Here is a 16623-nt window from a genome sequence, read left to right as displayed (position 1 = left end):
ACGCTGTTCGTGATAACTCTCCGCGATCGCCCCGGTGATACGCCTCTATCCTCGCTTCCGCAAAACGTTCAGAGGCATGTGTTTCAGGTCGGAGGTAGATCAGTACTTTTCTTCGGGTCAATGTCTACCTCTCCTAACCAATGGCTTTCAAACCATGAACCAGCGCAAACTGTGGATCCTGTGCCACAAAGAAACGATCTTCGCGCAGGTTAACGTGAATACGAATGTCATCAGCCAGCAGGCAGGCTCCCCCGCCCACGACTGCCACATGGGTGTACCCCCTAAAGCGATCAATCGCTTCCAGCACCCGCGTCCGGTAACGTGCGATACCGCTGTGGATTGCCTGTTTTATGGAATCGACGGCATGCGGATCATTGATGTTGTTCGCCAGGTACGTATCGTCGAACCGTTTGATAATCAACCTGTCTACGTTGTAACGGGATAGCGACATACCGGCTTTACGTAAAGCCTGCTGCACTTCATCGGTCACCAGCGATACGCCTAACGCCGGATCGCCGTAGATACGCGATACTGAAGACATCTGGCCCGCTACCTGCGAGATATCCAGCGTCGTTCCGCCGAGGTCAATTATCAACACCGAGTTGGAGGACGAGAGTTGATCACACAGCCCAATACCGGCAGGAATAGACTCCGGACGCACGGTAACGCGGGTGATGGTAAACAGGCGACCGTTATTGAGGTCCACAGGTTGTAGCAGGCTCTGTTTCTTGCGCTCAATGTTATCAAGCCGGTACTGAGCGTCTTCGTCGTAGAACTCCGCCAGCGGCAGCGTCACCACGATATCCACGCACTGCGGTGCAAGCCCACTGGTCCGTAGCGCGTGATGGACTGCAACGGCATTGAGCGGGCTGTACTGCCACTCGATATTGCTGGTGGTGAGGGTATCTGGGGAAATGAGGTCGAATGAATATTTCTCTTTGCCAGCTGTGTAGTTAAACGGCTTACCGTTGCCAAACGTGGCTGACCATCCGCGTTTGAAGCTATTGGGACTGATGTGAGTAAACGTCTTGCTGTGCTGCTCCCACAGCATTTTGATATGGGTTGAGCCGTCGTCAATATAAATGCGCATATTGCACCTTTGGTGAGTCAAATATGAGTTGAGATTGAGTCATCCGGCGTTGCCGGACACGTGAAGGGCGGCTATTGAGCCAGAACTGAGAGCATGATGAGATGAATCAGCGCCATAAAGTGCTCAAAGAGAAAAGGCAGTGCTGCCAGTGAGACAAAGATGAGAAACCTTTTCATAGGGTTAGTTTCCTGTATGGGGTGAGTAAAATGCGACTTGCCATACAAGATTAAGGAGATGAGCGTCGGGAAATTACTGCAGAGCACGATACTGAAAATCGCTCATGCCAGTTATTTGGTTAATAAAGGTAAGGTTTATTTAAAGTGAAATGCAGGGATGATATTTGAGGGGGAAGTTAACGCGCTGCTATGAAATGGAGGACGCCCAACCATGAAGTCTGAGCGTTCAGGGATTACGTTCACATTTACCAGGCTGTCTTACTATTATTTCGACCCGGCATCTTCAGAGTGAGCAAACTCATAAGGTGTTACATAACCCTCGCGGTTTGCCTCCAGGTAGTCAGCCCACCATTGCATCATTTGCTTACGTTCATCAAGATGTTCTGCAAGATAAATGTAAGCAGCACGGACGTTACTTCGTTCCTGGTGACTCATCTGACGCTCCACGGCATCTTTTGACCACAGGCCGGATTCGATCATGGCGCTACATGCCATAGTGCGGAAACCGTGGCCGCAGATGTCGGTTCTGGTATCAAATCCCATCTTGCGCAATGCTTTGTTGATGGTGTTCTCGCTCATCGGTTTATAAGGATTGTGAGCTCCGGTAAAAATCAAATCGAATTCACCGCTGATCTCGTGGATTTGCTCCAGTATATCTACAGCCTGCCTACACAATGGGATCAGATGTGGGGTGCACATTTTGGCACCACGCGTGGAGAACCTGACTCCGGTAATCTCTTCGCGTTTGTCAGGAAGCGTCCAGAGTGCGCGTTTGAAGTCGATTTCCGGCCAGCGAGCAAAACGTAACTCACTGGAACGGATGAAGATGAGCAAAGCCAGCCTGATTGCCAGTATGGTGAGAGGCTGCCCCCGATAGCTGTTCATTTTCTCCAGTAGATCGGCGACCCCTTTAAAAGGCAATGCGGGGTGGTGTTCAGCCTTCTGAGAGGAGATTGCCCCCTTCATGTCCAGAGCCGGGTTATAGCTGATATAAGCATTCTGTACGGCATAGCGCATGATGTTGGTAATGCGGCTTTGCAGTCGCCCAGCGGTATCAATATTATCCCTGGCCTCCACAACTTTAACCGGTGCCAGAAGATCACGGGTATTCAGTTTAGTGATGTCACATTCTCCCAGTGCCGGGAACAAATGTGTTTCCAGTGAAGTTAGGATCCGTTTGGCGTGATCCTTACTCCATTTACGATTGCTTTTGTGCCACTCACGAGCCACGGCCTCAAATGTGCGGATGTTTGTGTGTCCTTTCTTTTCCTCCCGCTTTTCCTGATTAGGATCGACGCCGTTAGCCAGTTGCCTTTTGGCATCGTCGCGGCGGAGGCGTGCTTCCGCTAATGAGATTTCAGGGTAGGGGCCGATAAGATAAGTTTGTGGTTTGCCATTGAAGTGATACAGAAAGCGCCAGCGTTTTGAGCCCGTACTGAAAACGAAAAGATAGAGTTTGTCTGCATCGTAGATTTTGATGAATTTTTTGTCTGTCGGGCATTTTGCATTGCGGACAGCCATATCAGTCAGTGCCATAAAAGATGCCTCTTTTACCACTATTCTGAGGTACCGATTATATCGAACTAAAGATACCTCGGGTGATACCTCGGAAAATATGTTGATGTGGGGAGAATCAGGTTGAGTTCAGTAGACAATCAGGAGAAGGAAATGTTCATAAGTTGCGGACTTAGAAAAGAAAAATGGACGTCGGTTGACGTCCATTGAGAATAGGGTGGTGCCCGGACTCGGAATCGAACCAAGGACACGGGGATTTTCAATCCCCTGCTCTACCGACTGAGCTATCCGGGCAACGCGCAGCATTAAACCGTATTGGCCGAAAGCCGTCAACGGCTTTATGCGTGAAAGACGTTAAAATGCCTCCGGTTGCTGGCTTTTCAGGCAAAGGGCGCAAAAAATGCGCCTGTTCTGGCTATCACCTTGGGTTGGCTGCGCAGCCAACCCGGCCGATTCAGCTCAACGCCCCGTTGCGGCGGCACTGCGCCACCTGCAAGATGTCTTCCGCCAGCCGTTTGGCGACCGATACGTCCTGGAGCTGACGTTTTACCAGCAGTTTGCTCAGGCAGCCTTCCTGAATCAGCTCCATTTGCTGCGCCACCATGTCGGCGTCGTCGGCGTCCATGTCGCGCAGCAGTTCGCGGGTCAGCTCCAGCGAGGTCAGCTTTTGCTGCTCCGCCAGTTGGTGGATCGGGTGATCCGTTTCTGGGAAGAAGCTGCAGGCGGCAATAAACAGGCAGCCGGGATAGCGGTCTTGCTGCACGTATTCCGCCAGTACGTCATAGCGCGCCAGCAACTTTTGCTGCGGGCTCAGGTTTTCATCCAGCAGCAGCTGGCGGCGCCAGGTGTCGATCTGCTGGCCGTGGTAGCGCAGGCAGTCGTACAGCAGCGCTTCGCGATCCGGCCAGAACCGTTTGAGATCGCCGGGCTGAACGTCGAGTTTTTCCGCCAGCATCTCTAATGTGGCGGTCGCCAGGCCCTGTTGTTCCAACAGGCCCAGCGCGGTATCAAGGACGTGTTCACGTTGCACTTGTGCTTCCTCCCATTCACTTCCGATCTTCAGTGTCAGTTATCGCATCACTTTCTGCAAATGCGCGTTGAAGGCTTCCGCCTTCATAAAACCGGTGACCCGCTCGGCCGTCAGCTCGCGGCCTGCCGGATCGAAGAACAGGATCGTCGGCAGCCCCAGCACCTGCAGGTGCTTCAGCAGCGCCGCCTGTTCGGCGCTGTTGGCGGTCACATCCGCCTGCAGCAATACTGCGTTGGCCAGGCTCACCTGCACCGCCGCATCGCTGAAGGTGTATTTCTCGAACTCTTTGCAGGCTACGCACCAGTCGGCGTACAGGTCCAGCATCACCGGTTTGCCCCGCGCCTGTTGCAGCGCCAGATCGAGCTGTTCGACGTTGTTGATGCGGGTAAAGGCCAGATGCGGTTGAGCCGCCTGCTGCGCCTGGTCGGCGCCGAAAGCCCAGTCCTGCAGCGGCCGCGCGGCGATCACCGCTGCCGCCAGCAGCAGCAGTTGCAGAGCGCGCGTCCAGCCGCGCGCGCTTCTCAGGCTCAGGGCGAAGGCCCAGCCGAAGAACGCCAGGCCGAGCAGGCTCCACAGGCGCAGGCCCCACAGATCGCCGATCACTCGCTCCAGCAGGAACACCGGCAGCGCCAGAATGACGAAGCCGAAGGCTTCTTTCACGTACTGCATCCACGGGCCGCTGCGCGGCAGCAGGCGGTTGCCGAACAGGGTGACGATCACCAGCGGGATCCCCATCCCCAGCGCATACAGGTACAGCGTGCCGCCGCCGGCCCACAGGTTACCGCTCTGGGCGATATACAGCAGGATGGCGCTGAGCGGCGCGGTGGTGCAGGGCGAGCAAATCAATCCGGCCAGAGCGCCCATCAGGAACACGCCGGTCAGCGAGCCGCCGCGCTGGGTATTGCTCCAGTTCGCCAGCCGGGTTTGCAGCGTCGAGGGCAGCTGCAGGGAATAGAGGCCGAACATCGACAGCGCCAGCGCGATGAACAGCACCGACAGGCCAATCAGGACGTAAGGATGCTGCAGCGCCGCCTGGAACTGCAATCCGGCGGCGGCCACCACCAAGCCCAGCAAGGTGTAGGTGAGCGCCATGCCCTGCACGTAAACCACCGCCAGCGCCAGAATGCGGCCGCTGCTTTGCGGCCGGTCGCGGCCGAGAATGATGCCGGAGATCAGCGGGTACATCGGCAGCACGCACGGGGTGAAGGCGATGCCGATGCCGATCAGCAATGCCCACAGCGGCGAGAACGGCAGGCTGGCTGGTGTTGCGGATTGTTCGGCTGGTTCAGAGGCAGCCGCCGGATGCGGGGCGTCAGCGCCGGCGCTGACCGCATCCAGCGGGATGACCCGGGTTTCCGGCGGGTAGCAAAAACCGGCTTCGGCGCAGCCCTGATAGGTGACGCTGAGGCTGGCGTTGGCCGCCGCCTGTTGCAGCGGCACCTGCAGACTCAGCTGCTGTTTGAAAATCGCCACTTCGCCGAAGAACTCGTCCTTGTGGCTCAACCCTTCGGGCAGGGTAAACGCGCCGAGTGTCGCCTGCTGCGGCACCAGTTTGATCTGCTGGCGATACAGGTAGTAGCCGGGGCGGATCTGCCAGTTCAGCGTTACCTGGTTGCCTTGCTGTTTGAAATCGAAAGCGAAGGCCCGATCGACGGGCACGAACTGGCTGCCGCCCGTCGGCGCGAACAGCGAAGCCTGTGCCGCCTGCGGCAGGAAGCACAGGCTGCAGAGCAGCAAAATCAGTTTAAGGAAGCGTTGATCCATAACAGGTAGTCTTTATCTCCGGCCATCACCGGCAAGACCAGCAGCTCGGGCGTCTGGTAAGGGTGATGTTGTTTCAGGGTGTCGAGCAGGGCTTGCTGACGGCGGCGATCGCTTTTGAACAGCATCTGCACCTCGTATTCCTGTTCCAGTTTCCCTTCCCAGTAATACAGCGAGGTGGCGCCGGGCAGCAGTGTGGCGCAGGCCGCCAGCTTATCGCCCAAGACCCGCGCCGCCAGTTCCTGGGCGCTGGCTTCATCGGGTGCGGTACAGAGTATGACGACAGCTTCGCAATCAGACATCTTCAGCCCTCTCATCGGTTCGAATGGGCACTATACCCTGAAGGCGGATTGGCTAGAAGGCGAGTTTATCGCCAAAAGGAAAACCGGGGCCGCAGCCCCGGTCTAAGCCTTACAGCATGACGCTGCCAAGCAGGAAGCCGAATACCACCGCGAAGATCACGCCCATGGTGCCGGGAATGAAGAACGGATGGTTGAACACGAAGCGGCCGATGCGCGTGGTGCCCGTATCGTCCATCTGCACCGCGGCGACCAGCGTCGGGTAGGTCGGCAGGATGAACAGGCCGGAAACGGCGGCGAAGGAGGCGACGGCGGTCAGCGGCGACACGTTCAGCGCCAGCGCCATCGGCATCAGCGCCTTGGCGGTGGCGGCCTGCGAGTACAGCAGCGCCGAGCAGAAGAAGAAGATCACCGCCAGCAGCCACGGGTGCGCCTGAATGACGCTGCCGGCCGTCTCTTTGATCCAGTCGATGTTGGCCTGTACGAAGGTGTCGCCCAGCCAGGCGACGCCGAGGATACAGATACAGGCGCTCATGCCGGCCTTGAAGGTGCTGGAGTTCAGCACCATGTCAGTGTCGACGCGGCACAGCAGGGTGGTCAGCGTGGCGACGCTCAGCATGATGATCAGGATGGCGTTGGTGGTGTTCATCAGCGGCTTGGCCACCAGGCCCAGGCCCGGGCTGTTGATGATGGCGTAGGCGACCACGCACAGCACGCCCAGCAGGAACAGCAGCACCGAGGTTTTGGCGCGCGGCTTGATCGCCAGCGCGTTGTTGCCGCGCAGGGTGATCAGGCCCTCTTCCAGGCGTTTCAGGTACACCGGGTCGTTAGACAGTTTGGAGTCGAACAGCCAGGTCACCAGCAGCGACATCACCAGCACCGCGCAGAAGGTGGACGGGATCACCACCATCAGCAGATGCAGGTAGCTGACGCCGTGGCCTTCCATCACCGAAGACATGTACACCACCGCGGCGGAGATCGGCGAGGCGGTGATGGCGATCTGGGCGGAGACGACGGCGGTCGACAGCGGCCGGCAAGGTTTAATGCCCTGTTCTTTCGCCACTTCGGCGATCACCGGCAGCGCCGAGAGCGAGATGTTGCCGGTGCCGGCGAAGATGGTCAGGAAGTAGGTGACGATAGGAGCGAGAATGGTGATGTGCTTGGGGTTCTTGCGCAGCAGCTTTTCGGTCTGCTGCACCAGGTAGTCCATCCCCCCGGCGACCTGCATCGCGGAGATCGCCGCGATCACCGCCATGATGATGGAAATCACGTCGAAGGGAATGCTGCCTGGCTTGACGCCGATCAGCGCCAGGACCAGAACGCCCAACCCCCCCGCGAACCCGATACCGATACCGCCCAACCTGGCCCCTAAAAAGATGGCCAGCAGAACGATAACCAATTCTACGGCTAGCATAGTGTTTACTCCTTAAAATGAGAGAAATTGAAAATCAAACGTTAAAATTTTGTGGGCGCCGGAAAGTAAAAAGGCACGCTATCCAGAGGATTTAGCGTGCCTTTCAGGGCTACCGGGTAGGTCTGTTATTGTTCATTTTCATCCGTATAGCGTTTGGCTTTATAGGCTGGGTGCATCAGGTTCTCCACGGAGAAGATGTCATCCAGCTCGGCTTCGGTCAGCAGGCCGCGTTCCAGCACCACTTCGCGCACGCTCTTGCCGGTTTCGGCGCAGATCTTCCCGACGATGTCACCGTTGTGGTGGCCGATGAACGGGTTCAGATAGGTGACGATACCGATCGAGTTGAAGACGTAGTGTTCGCAGACTTCTTTATTCGCGGTGATGCCGTTAATGCATTTTTCCAGCAGGTTATAACAGGCGTTGGTCAGGATGTGGATCGACTCGAACATCGCCTGGCCGATCACCGGCTCCATCACGTTCAACTGCAGCTGGCCCGCTTCGGCCGCCATGGTAACGCAAGTGTCGTTGCCAATCACCTTGAAACACACCTGATTGACCACTTCCGGCACCACCGGGTTCACTTTGGCCGGCATGATGGACGATCCCGCCTGCAGCTCCGGCAGGTTGATTTCGTTCAGGCCGGCGCGCGGGCCGGAGGAGAGCAGGCGCAGGTCGTTGCAGATTTTGGACAGTTTCACCGCCAGGCGTTTGAGCGCGCTGTGCACCATCACGTAGGCGCCGCAGTCGGAGGTGGCCTCGATCAGGTCTTCCGCCGGCACCACCGGCAGGCCGCTGACTTCCGCCAGTTTTTGCACCGCCAGCGGCTGATAGCCTTCCGGAGTGTTGAGCGCGGTGCCGATGGCGGTGGCGCCCAGGTTCACTTCCAGCAGCAGCTCCGCGGTGCGGTGCAGGTTGCGGGTCTCTTCATTCAGCAGCACGCTGAAGGCGTGGAATTCCTGGCCGAGGGTCATTGGCACCGCGTCCTGCAGCTGGGTGCGGCCCATTTTCAGAATGGTTTCGAACTCTTTCGCCTTGCGATCGAAGCCTTCGCGCAGCTGGTTGATGGCGTCGATCAGTTTCTGGTTGGAGGCGTACACCGCGATGCGGAATCCGGTCGGGTAGGCGTCGTTGGTGGACTGGCATTTATTGAGGTGATCGTTCGGATTCAGGTACTGGTATTCGCCTTTTTGATGGCCCATCAGCTCCAGGCCGATGTTCGCCAGCACTTCGTTGGTGTTCATGTTCAGCGAGGTGCCCGCGCCACCCTGGAATACGTCCACCGGGAACTGATCCATGCACTTGCCTTTATCCAGCACCTCGTCGCAGGCCTGGATGATCACGTCGGCGATTTTGCGCGGGATGGTTTTGAGTTCTTTGTTGGCCATCGCCGCGGCCTTTTTCACCATCACCATGCCGCGAACGAACTCGGGGACATCGCTGATTTTGCTGTTGCTGATGTAGAAGTTTTCAATCGCACGCAGAGTGTGAACTCCGTAGTAAGCGTCTGCGGGGACTTCACGTGTTCCTAACAGGTCTTCTTCGATACGAATGTTGTTTGACATGAGAACCTTCTCTATGTGTTGCTGCCGAATTAATAATTTGTCAGGTCAAGGCTAAAGGGCACAGCCTAAATTAATATTGCCGAAGGCTTGGGGCGTGAAACGATTAACCAAATCGCCCGTTGCTGCCCAGATCATATGCTGGTTGATAAGAAATGACTGAATCCAGATCACCTTATGGCGTTTAAGGATATGCCCTTTTCCGGTTCTGTGACTTCTTTCACGTTTGTGAACTTTAGCAATAAAAACCGGCTCTCGGTTGAAATGGTGGGGGGATGCCCTCATTGTAATGGTGTCGGCCGTTTACGGCCTCTTTTTTTCGCGCCGTCGCCCCCGTGGCGGCCGCGCTTTACCTACCGATAGGAGAACCAGGTGCGCTGGTTACCGCTACTGCTGATATTTCTGCTGGCTTACATAGAAATATCCATCTTTATCAAAGTCGCCGCCGTGCTCGGCGTGGCTGTCACCCTGTTGCTGGTGGTGTTCAGCTCCTGCGTCGGCATTTCGCTGGTGCGCAATCAGGGCATGAAAACCTTCGTCCAGATGCAGCAAAAACTGGCGGCCGGCGAAAGCCCGGCGGCGGAAATGGTGAAAAGCGTTTCGCTGGTGCTGGCGGGCTTCCTGCTGCTGATTCCGGGCTTCTTCACCGACTTCCTCGGCCTGCTGCTGCTGCTGCCGCCGGTGCAAAAATCGCTGACGCTGAAGCTGATGCCGCATCTGTCGGTGTATCGCCCCGGCGGTTGGACGGGCGGCGACGCCGCCAACGGCAACACCTTTGACGGCGAATTCCAGCGCAAGGACGACGAGCGCCCGGTGCTGGAACATCGCCCGGACGAGGATCGCAAACCTCACGATCGTTAAGCAAACGCGGCCTAGGCCGCGTTTTTCATCTCTGCGGCACTCGCCGAACCAAAAATGCGAAATTTTTTTCGCTAGCCCCCTTGAAGGGGGCTGGAACGCCCCCATCTCAAATGCCACGAGGCCGGTAATAACAACCACCCGGTGTACAACCCTAAATCTGATAGAGACCTTCTTACAGGAGAGCGTTCAATGAGTATTCGTCCATTGCATGACCGCGTTATCGTCAAGCGCAAAGAAGTTGAATCAAAATCTGCTGGCGGCATCGTCCTGACTGGCTCTGCTGCGGGTAAATCCACTCGCGGTGAAGTGGTTGCAGTGGGTAAAGGGCGTGTGCTGGAAAACGGCAACATCCAACCGCTGGATGTGAAAGTTGGCGATATCGTGATTTTCAACGACGGCTACGGCGTGAAAGCAGAGAAGATCGACAATGAAGAAGTGTTGATCATGTCCGAAAGCGACATTCTGGCAATTGTTGAAGCGTAATTGCGCTTTATCTTCTGAACTGAACGAGTTGAAGGGAAATACCAATGGCAGCTAAAGACGTAAAATTCGGCAATGACGCTCGCGTGAAAATGCTCCGCGGCGTGAATGTTCTCGCTGATGCAGTAAAAGTGACCCTGGGCCCGAAAGGCCGCAACGTAGTGCTGGATAAATCTTTCGGCGCGCCGACCATCACCAAAGACGGCGTTTCCGTTGCGCGTGAAATCGAACTGGAAGACAAGTTCGAGAACATGGGCGCACAGATGGTGAAAGAAGTGGCCTCCAAAGCGAACGACGCGGCGGGCGACGGCACCACCACTGCAACCGTACTGGCTCAATCCATCATCACCGAAGGCCTGAAAGCGGTTGCTGCAGGCATGAACCCGATGGATCTGAAGCGCGGCATCGACAAAGCGGTTGTCGCTGCGGTTGAAGAACTGAAAAAACTGTCCGTGCCTTGCTCCGACTCCAAAGCTATCGCTCAGGTCGGCACCATCTCCGCCAACTCCGACGAAACCGTGGGTAAACTGATCGCGGAAGCGATGGAGAAAGTGGGCAAAGAAGGCGTTATCACCGTTGAAGAAGGCACCGGCCTGCAAGACGAACTGGACGTGGTTGAAGGTATGCAGTTCGACCGCGGTTACCTGTCCCCATACTTCATCAACAAGCCGGAAACCGGTTCTGTTGAGCTGGAAAGCCCGTTCATCCTGCTGGCTGACAAGAAGATCTCCAACATCCGCGAAATGCTGCCGGTGCTGGAAGCCGTTGCCAAAGCAGGCAAACCGCTGCTGATCATCGCTGAAGACGTTGAAGGTGAAGCGCTGGCGACCCTGGTGGTCAACACCATGCGCGGCATCGTGAAAGTGGCTGCCGTTAAGGCGCCTGGCTTCGGCGACCGTCGTAAAGCCATGCTGCAGGACATCGCTACTCTGACTGCCGGTACCGTTATCTCTGAAGAGATCGGTCTGGAGCTGGAAAAAGCCACCCTGGAAGACCTGGGCCAGGCGAAACGCGTTGTCATCAACAAAGACACCACCATCATCATCGATGGCGTGGGCGACGAAGCGACCATCCAGGGCCGCGTTGCTCAGATCCGTCAGCAGATCGAAGAAGCGACCTCTGACTACGATCGTGAAAAACTGCAGGAGCGCGTAGCGAAACTGGCCGGCGGCGTTGCCGTTATCAAGGTTGGCGCAGCGACTGAAGTTGAAATGAAAGAGAAGAAAGCACGCGTTGAAGACGCCCTGCACGCGACCCGCGCTGCAGTGGAAGAAGGCGTGGTTGCCGGCGGTGGCGTCGCGCTGATCCGCGTTGCAGGCAAAATCGCCGCGCTGAAAGGCGACAACGAAGACCAGAACGTGGGTATCAAAGTTGCGCTGCGCGCGATGGAAGCCCCTCTGCGTCAGATCGTGGTCAACGCCGGTGAAGAAGCTTCCGTTATCGCCAACCAGGTGAAAGCGGGCGAAGGCAGCTACGGCTACAACGCTTACTCTGAAGAATACGGCGACATGATCGCGATGGGTATCCTGGATCCAACCAAAGTGACCCGTTCTGCTCTGCAGTACGCGGCTTCCGTGGCTGGCCTGATGATCACCACCGAATGCATGGTCACCGACCTGCCGAAGGCTGACGCACCGGATCTGGGCGCAGCAGGCGGCATGGGTGGCATGGGCGGTATGGGCGGCATGATGTAATCATCCCCCACACGCTTGTGTGCTGAGAACCCCGGTCAAGTGACCGGGGTTTTTTTATGCCTGAGCGCCGCCGCACTGTATTTGATGATATTTTTGCCGCCGGAGGCGATTTAACTGGTAAACTGGTAAGTCATCAGCTGTCGCTCAAGACGTTGGCCCGCTAGCCGTGGCAACGGATGCTTAAGAGATGGCATCGCTTTCTGATAAGCTTTTGCGTAATTCTCAACATCGAATGGGGAACAAGATGCGGATTAAAGCCTTACTGGGTCTTTCGGCAGCGATGCTGCTGGCGGGTTGCAGCACCACTCATGAACTGACCGCTGCGGGTCAGCAGATCAAGTTCACCGACAGCAAGCCGGCGGCGGAATGCCAGCTGCTGGGGGAAGTGACCGGCACCCAGAGCAACTGGCTGTCCGGCAACGGCGGTGAGGGCAGCTCCATGCGCGGTGCGGCCAACGATCTGCGCAACAAGGCGGCGGCGATGGGTGGCAACGTCATTTACGGCGCCAACAGCCCAAGCCAGAACCTGCTCTCCAGCTTCGCGCCGCTGGACAGCAAAATGGTCGGCCAGGTTTACAAGTGCCCGTAAGGCGCTGAGGCCAAACGCCGCACAGAGATAAAAAAAGAGGAATGCCACGGCATTCCTCTTTTCGTTCCATCGGGCCATGTGGCGCGCGTCATTCCTGCATCAGGCGCAGGTCGATCGGCGTTTTGCTCGGTTCGCCGCCCACTTCACGCGTCAGGCGCGGCACCAGATAACCGGACACCTTGCTCAGCAGCGCCTGCATGATGACGCGCGCTTCATCGTCGCTGACCATGAAGTGCGCCGCGCCCTGCACCTTGTCCAGCACGTGGATGTAGTAGGGCAGGATGCCGGCGTCGAACAGCGCGTTGCTGAGCGCCGCCAGCGTGTCGGCATCGTCGTTGACGTCGCGCAGCAACACGCTTTGGTTGAGCAGCGTGACGCCGGCGAGGCGCAGCTGGGCCATGGCGCTCCGCAGCTCGCGGTCGATTTCGTTGGCGTGGTTGATGTGCGTGACCATCAGCACCTGCAGGCGCGAGGCTGACAGCAGGCGGCACAACGCCGGCGTAATGCGCGCCGGGATCACCACCGGCAGACGGGTGTGAATGCGCAGGCGTTTCAGGTGCGGGATGGCTTCCAGTTCGCCGACCAGCCACTCCAACTCGCTGTCTTTGGCCATCAGCGGGTCGCCGCCGGAAAAAATGATCTCGTCGAGTTCCGGGTGTTGGCGGATATAATCCAGCGCCTGCCGCCAGTTGTTCTTGTTGCCCTGATTATCCTGATAGGGGAAGTGGCGGCGGAAGCAGTAACGGCAGTTGACCGCACAGCCGCCTTTGACCAGCAGCAGCGCGCGATTGCGGTATTTGTGCAGCAGTCCCGGCACCACGCTGCGCTGCTCATCGAGCGGATCGGTGGTGAACCCTGGGGCGTTGATGAACTCTTCTCTGGCGGTCAGCACCTGGCGCAGCAGCGGGTCGTTGGCATCGCCGGGGCGCATGCGCACAGCGAAGGCGCGCGGCACGCGCAGGGCAAACAGCCGGCGGGCATCTCGCCCCTGCGGCAGTTCCGGGTGCGTATTCAGTGACAAAAGCTGCAGTAATTCATCGGGATCGGTAATAACATCGGCGAGTTGATGCAACCAATCTTCTCTATGTGCCGTACTTTGGGTTATAATGTGTGCCATTTTTTTGGCTAAGCTACCAGTTCAAATATTCAGAGGGCCATCATGGCGACTTATTCTAGCAACGATTTCCGTCCGGGTCTTAAAATCATGTTCGAGGGCGAACCTTACGCCGTCGAAGCCAGTGAGTTCGTTAAGCCGGGCAAAGGCCAGGCGTTTGCACGCGTGAAAATGCGTCGTCTGCTGACCGGCACCCGCGTGGAAAAAACCTTCAAGTCTACCGATTCTTGCGAAGGCGCAGACGTGATGGACACCAACATGAACTACCTGTACAGCGACGGTGAGTTCTACCACTTCATGCACCCTGAGTCTTTCGAACAGCATCAGGTTGACGGCAAAACCGTCGGTGACGCGGCCAAATGGCTGCAGGATAACGCAGAGTGCATCATCACTCTGTGGGATGGCCGTCCAATCGCCGTTCAGCCGCCGAACTTCATCGAAGCGGAAATCACCGATACCGATCCTGGCCTGAAAGGTGATACCGCAGGGACTGGCGGCAAGCCGGCGACCCTGAGCACCGGCGCCGTGGTAAAAGTGCCGTTGTTCGTCCAGATCGGCGAAGTGATCAAGGTTGACACTCGCTCTGGCGAATACGTCTCTCGCGTTAAATAAGTTTCAAAACAGAGGAACCCTGGCGGTTCCTCTGTTTTACCCCATCCCCGTTCGTTGGCAGAAAATCCGCATGTTCAAGAAAACGTTGTTGGCCGTGCTCTCCCTGTTGTTCCTTTTCTCCCTCAGCAGTTGCAATACGTTTCGCGGTTTCGGCGAAGACGTTCAGCATCTCGGCGGCGCCATTTCGCGCACGGCCAGCTGACCCGGCCCTTAACCCGATGTATTCGCGCCACAAAGCCGGTGGCGATTCCACTCTCTGCGCCAATTTTGACTACGCTTAGAAAGCCGTACTTTTTCATCAACGACAAATAAGGACTTTCTTATGCTGAAGAAAAGTATTATCGCGATCTTCTCTTTGATGATTTTGAGCTCGCTGACCGCCTGCAACACCACCCGCGGCGTGGGTGAAGACATTCAGGCCGGCGGCAAGGCTATTCAGCGCAGCGCGGAATAATCCGTTCTCCACCCGGCGGCGTTCCCGCTGCGGAGGGCCGCCGCATTTCCACCTCTTGCCTGCGCGTTAACGCTGCTGCTATCCTGCCGCAGTGCGGGTGAGGTTACCCGTCATGCATCACCTCGCTAAACGGGACGACCCGTTTACGCGTCATTTTATCGGGGACGACCCCAGTGGTAGGGAGGCCGTCTCATGGCCTGGATTATTTTGCTTATCGCCGGTTTGCTCGAAGTGGTTTGGGCTATCGGTCTGAAATACACCCACGGTTTTACCCGGCTGACGCCGAGCATCATCACCATCGCCGCAATGGTGGTCAGCATGTTGCTGTTGGCCAACGCCATGAAAACGCTGCCCGCCGGCACCGCCTACGCGGTGTGGACCGGCATCGGCGCGGTGGGCGCGGCCATCATGGGCATGGTGCTGTTGGGGGAATCGACCAATATTGCGCGCATCATCAGCCTGTGCCTGATCGTGGTCGGCATACTCGGGCTGAAGTTCAGCAGTCACTGATCGGCGGACTGCTGCACCCAGATCAGCGCATCGGTGGCGAAACCGTAGCCCTTGGCTATCTGCAATAAACGGTCGCGTACGCTGGCGTCAAGCGTCGGCGTGCGCGACAGGATCCACAGATAGTCGCGGTTAGGGCCGCAAACCAGCGCGTAGCGATATTCCGGATCCAGGGCTATCACGTTGTAGCCGCCATAGAAGGGGCCGAAGAACGACACTTTCAGCGCCGCGACCTGCGGTGAACCGATAAAGTAGGCTTTGCCTTCGCTTTCTTGCCATTGCTGTTTTTGCGCATTGAAGCCGCGATTGATGACTTTCAGCCCGCCGTCGGCACGCGGGCCGTAATGGGCGGTCACCTGCTGCAAACCGCGTTCAAAACGATGATCCAGACGAGCGATCTCATACCAGGTGCCGAGATAGCGCTGGCTGTCGAAAGGGGTCACGACCTTGATGTCTTTAGGCGGGGAGACGCTGCAGGCGACGGAGAGCAGGGCGGAAAGCATGACGCTAAGCTTTGACCATAAACGCATCGGTGACTCCTGTTTACCGGGGGCGAGTAGACAGTGTAGCCGATGAGAAAAGGGCGGCCAACGGGCGTTGGCCGCCTGAGCGGTTTACAGCGTGACGACGCCGATGACGGTGACGACGCTGAGAATTGCCGCCAGACCGTAGAACACCCACTTGCCGGCCGGCACGTGGATCTTCAGATCGTGCATCGCATGGTGGATGCGGTGCAGGCCGCACCACAGCGGCAGAATGATCATCAGCAGCAGGAACAGACGGCCTATGAGGCTTTGGCAGAACGCCAGCACGCGCTCATAACCCAGCGCTTCACCGGGGAACAGCCCCAGCGGCAGCAGAATGCCGACCAGCAGCACGATGGCCGGCGCGACAATCGCGCCCCACATGCCGCCGGCGCCGAACAATCCCCAGAAAACCGGCTCGTCGGAGCGTTTAGGTGCTTGATTTATCATGATTCCTCCGGATTAGAACAGGGCCACGGCCAGGATGACCACGCTGACGACGATCGTGACGGCCCACAGCCCTTTCACGATGGGGCCCGGTCCCATTTTCTCGCTGTTGACCACGATATTGGCGGCCTTCGGCGCCAGATCGAACCAGGTTTTGGTGTGCAGCGCCGCCGCCAGCAGGGCGACGACGTTGATTAACAGCACCAGCGGGTTCTGCAAGAAGCCGACGAAGCCGGCCCAGCTCTCGGCGCCGCCCTTCAGCGCGAACACGCCGTAGAGCAGCACGATGCTGAACCAGACCGCCAGCACCGAGGTGCCTTCACGCAGCATGTAGAAACGGTAGAAGCCGAGCTTTTGCCACCAGGTGGGCGTCATGGTGCGCACATAGGGCTTACGTTGAGTTGTCATGGCAATTTTCTCCCTTATTGCGGCTTCAACATGGCGATCATGAAGTCTTTGGCGCTCTCCACCTTGCCTTGCTGGATAGCTGCGGCGGG

At 57.5% G+C, this 16623-nt stretch carries 19 protein-coding genes, 1 tRNA gene and 2 pseudogenes (1 of these 22 only partly in view); 8 read left to right on the top strand and 14 right to left on the bottom strand.

Features of this window, described 5'->3' with window-relative positions:
- The 9 genes and pseudogenes from ADK28_RS30125 to aspA form a co-directional block, all read right to left on the bottom strand.
- Positions 1-121, bottom strand: a pseudogene (locus ADK28_RS30125) (plasmid partitioning/stability family protein); the annotation flags it as partial.
- A gap of 12 nt (positions 122-133) precedes the next feature.
- A complete protein-coding gene (parM, locus tag ADK28_RS15845; RefSeq protein WP_048796062.1) occupies positions 134-1090 on the bottom strand; it encodes a plasmid segregation protein ParM domain-containing protein in 957 nt (318 codons plus the stop codon).
- A gap of 440 nt (positions 1091-1530) precedes the next feature.
- Entirely contained in the window at positions 1531-2802 is a 1272-nt protein-coding gene (locus tag ADK28_RS15840) for a tyrosine-type recombinase/integrase (RefSeq protein ID WP_048796061.1), read from the bottom strand.
- A gap of 197 nt (positions 2803-2999) precedes the next feature.
- Positions 3000-3075: transfer RNA gene (locus tag ADK28_RS15835), tRNA-Phe, on the bottom strand.
- A gap of 160 nt (positions 3076-3235) precedes the next feature.
- Positions 3236-3811: a division control transcriptional repressor DicD gene (gene dicD / locus ADK28_RS15830; protein ID WP_015376374.1), complete on the bottom strand. Its 576-nt coding sequence runs from the start codon at positions 3809-3811 to the stop codon at positions 3236-3238.
- A gap of 39 nt (positions 3812-3850) precedes the next feature.
- Entirely contained in the window at positions 3851-5575 is a 1725-nt protein-coding gene (locus ADK28_RS15825; protein WP_048796060.1) for a protein-disulfide reductase DsbD, read from the bottom strand.
- Positions 5551-5874, bottom strand: a complete 324-nt coding sequence (gene cutA, locus ADK28_RS15820; RefSeq protein WP_004929657.1) for a divalent cation tolerance protein CutA — start codon at positions 5872-5874, stop codon at positions 5551-5553. The genes ADK28_RS15825 and cutA overlap by 25 nt, the downstream gene beginning before the upstream one ends.
- Before the next feature lie 109 nt (positions 5875-5983).
- Positions 5984-7285, bottom strand: a complete 1302-nt coding sequence (locus tag ADK28_RS15815; protein ID WP_016929379.1) for an anaerobic C4-dicarboxylate transporter — start codon at positions 7283-7285, stop codon at positions 5984-5986.
- 125 nt (positions 7286-7410) lie between these two features.
- The gene (gene aspA / locus ADK28_RS15810) at positions 7411-8847 is read right to left on the bottom strand and encodes an aspartate ammonia-lyase (protein ID WP_004929659.1); all 1437 of its coding nucleotides are present in this window, start codon (positions 8845-8847) and stop codon (positions 7411-7413) included.
- Between the two features lie 369 nt (positions 8848-9216).
- Between aspA and ADK28_RS15805 the strand changes: the two genes are divergently transcribed.
- The 4 genes from ADK28_RS15805 (at position 9217) to ADK28_RS15790 (ending at position 12468) form a co-directional block, all read left to right on the top strand.
- On the top strand, positions 9217-9705 hold the full coding sequence (locus ADK28_RS15805; RefSeq protein WP_004929660.1) for an FxsA family protein: 489 nt from the start codon (positions 9217-9219) through the stop codon (positions 9703-9705).
- A 189-nt stretch (positions 9706-9894) separates the two neighbouring features.
- Positions 9895-10188 carry a co-chaperone GroES gene (locus ADK28_RS15800; protein ID WP_004929661.1) on the top strand — a complete coding sequence of 98 codons (294 nt, stop codon included), beginning with the start codon at positions 9895-9897 and terminating at the stop codon, positions 10186-10188.
- A gap of 44 nt (positions 10189-10232) precedes the next feature.
- Complete coding sequence (gene groL, locus ADK28_RS15795) at positions 10233-11879, top strand: chaperonin GroEL (protein ID WP_004929662.1); 1647 nt, start codon at positions 10233-10235, stop codon at positions 11877-11879.
- 244 nt (positions 11880-12123) lie between these two features.
- Positions 12124-12468: a DUF4156 domain-containing protein gene (locus tag ADK28_RS15790; RefSeq protein WP_025305007.1), complete on the top strand. Its 345-nt coding sequence runs from the start codon at positions 12124-12126 to the stop codon at positions 12466-12468.
- Positions 12469-12556: 88 nt separating this feature from the next.
- Here ADK28_RS15790 and epmB read toward each other — a convergent pair whose 3' ends face one another.
- Entirely contained in the window at positions 12557-13585 is a 1029-nt protein-coding gene (gene epmB, locus ADK28_RS15785; protein WP_048796059.1) for an EF-P beta-lysylation protein EpmB, read from the bottom strand.
- A gap of 42 nt (positions 13586-13627) precedes the next feature.
- On the opposite strand from epmB, the gene efp reads away from it, so the two are divergent.
- From efp to sugE, 4 genes are all read left to right on the top strand, one after another.
- Complete coding sequence (efp, locus tag ADK28_RS15780) at positions 13628-14194, top strand: elongation factor P (protein ID WP_004929666.1); 567 nt, start codon at positions 13628-13630, stop codon at positions 14192-14194.
- 70 nt (positions 14195-14264) lie between these two features.
- The gene (locus ADK28_RS15775; protein WP_004929667.1) at positions 14265-14396 is read left to right on the top strand and encodes an entericidin A/B family lipoprotein; all 132 of its coding nucleotides are present in this window, start codon (positions 14265-14267) and stop codon (positions 14394-14396) included.
- A 120-nt stretch (positions 14397-14516) separates the two neighbouring features.
- Entirely contained in the window at positions 14517-14648 is a 132-nt protein-coding gene (locus ADK28_RS15770) for an entericidin A/B family lipoprotein (protein ID WP_004929668.1), read from the top strand.
- A 192-nt stretch (positions 14649-14840) separates the two neighbouring features.
- The gene (sugE, locus tag ADK28_RS15765) at positions 14841-15158 is read left to right on the top strand and encodes a quaternary ammonium compound efflux SMR transporter SugE (protein ID WP_004929669.1); all 318 of its coding nucleotides are present in this window, start codon (positions 14841-14843) and stop codon (positions 15156-15158) included.
- Here the strand turns inward: sugE and blc are convergent.
- The 4 genes and pseudogenes from blc to ADK28_RS15745 form a co-directional block, all read right to left on the bottom strand.
- Positions 15152-15685, bottom strand: coding sequence for an outer membrane lipoprotein Blc (gene blc / locus ADK28_RS15760; RefSeq protein ID WP_048796058.1), 534 nt, complete (start codon positions 15683-15685; stop codon positions 15152-15154). The two genes, sugE and blc, sit on opposite strands and share 7 nt — an antisense overlap.
- 84 nt (positions 15686-15769) lie before the next feature.
- Positions 15770-16129: a fumarate reductase subunit FrdD gene (gene frdD, locus ADK28_RS15755; RefSeq protein WP_004929672.1), complete on the bottom strand. Its 360-nt coding sequence runs from the start codon at positions 16127-16129 to the stop codon at positions 15770-15772.
- A 12-nt stretch (positions 16130-16141) separates the two neighbouring features.
- Positions 16142-16534: a fumarate reductase subunit FrdC gene (gene frdC, locus ADK28_RS15750; RefSeq protein WP_025305010.1), complete on the bottom strand. Its 393-nt coding sequence runs from the start codon at positions 16532-16534 to the stop codon at positions 16142-16144.
- Between the two features lie 14 nt (positions 16535-16548).
- Positions 16549-16623 (bottom strand): annotated as a pseudogene (locus ADK28_RS15745) (succinate dehydrogenase/fumarate reductase iron-sulfur subunit) (it continues 655 nt past the right edge of the window).

The organism is Serratia sp. 506_PEND, from assembly GCF_001076875.1.
Lineage (GTDB): Bacteria > Pseudomonadota > Gammaproteobacteria > Enterobacterales > Enterobacteriaceae > Serratia > Serratia marcescens.
Note: the sequence above shows the minus strand (reverse complement) of the source record. Positions and strands in the feature narration are given on the sequence as shown.

Coding starts and splice junctions, on each gene's coding strand:
- aspA (WP_004929659.1), bottom strand. CDS start 8,847: ATGTCAAACAACATTCGTATCGAAGAAGACCTGTTAGGAACACGTGAA.
- sugE (WP_004929669.1), top strand. CDS start 14,841: ATGGCCTGGATTATTTTGCTTATCGCCGGTTTGCTCGAAGTGGTTTGG.
- blc (WP_048796058.1), bottom strand. CDS start 15,685: ATGCGTTTATGGTCAAAGCTTAGCGTCATGCTTTCCGCCCTGCTCTCC.
- parM (WP_048796062.1), bottom strand. CDS start 1,090: ATGCGCATTTATATTGACGACGGCTCAACCCATATCAAAATGCTGTGG.
- ADK28_RS15770 (WP_004929668.1), top strand. CDS start 14,517: ATGCTGAAGAAAAGTATTATCGCGATCTTCTCTTTGATGATTTTGAGC.
- cutA (WP_004929657.1), bottom strand. CDS start 5,874: ATGTCTGATTGCGAAGCTGTCGTCATACTCTGTACCGCACCCGATGAA.
- ADK28_RS15775 (WP_004929667.1), top strand. CDS start 14,265: ATGTTCAAGAAAACGTTGTTGGCCGTGCTCTCCCTGTTGTTCCTTTTC.
- ADK28_RS15825 (WP_048796060.1), bottom strand. CDS start 5,575: ATGGATCAACGCTTCCTTAAACTGATTTTGCTGCTCTGCAGCCTGTGC.
- frdD (WP_004929672.1), bottom strand. CDS start 16,129: ATGATAAATCAAGCACCTAAACGCTCCGACGAGCCGGTTTTCTGGGGA.
- frdC (WP_025305010.1), bottom strand. CDS start 16,534: ATGACAACTCAACGTAAGCCCTATGTGCGCACCATGACGCCCACCTGG.
- groL (WP_004929662.1), top strand. CDS start 10,233: ATGGCAGCTAAAGACGTAAAATTCGGCAATGACGCTCGCGTGAAAATG.
- efp (WP_004929666.1), top strand. CDS start 13,628: ATGGCGACTTATTCTAGCAACGATTTCCGTCCGGGTCTTAAAATCATG.
- epmB (WP_048796059.1), bottom strand. CDS start 13,585: ATGGCACACATTATAACCCAAAGTACGGCACATAGAGAAGATTGGTTG.
- ADK28_RS15800 (WP_004929661.1), top strand. CDS start 9,895: ATGAGTATTCGTCCATTGCATGACCGCGTTATCGTCAAGCGCAAAGAA.
- ADK28_RS15815 (WP_016929379.1), bottom strand. CDS start 7,285: ATGCTAGCCGTAGAATTGGTTATCGTTCTGCTGGCCATCTTTTTAGGG.
- ADK28_RS15840 (WP_048796061.1), bottom strand. CDS start 2,802: ATGGCACTGACTGATATGGCTGTCCGCAATGCAAAATGCCCGACAGAC.
- ADK28_RS15790 (WP_025305007.1), top strand. CDS start 12,124: ATGCGGATTAAAGCCTTACTGGGTCTTTCGGCAGCGATGCTGCTGGCG.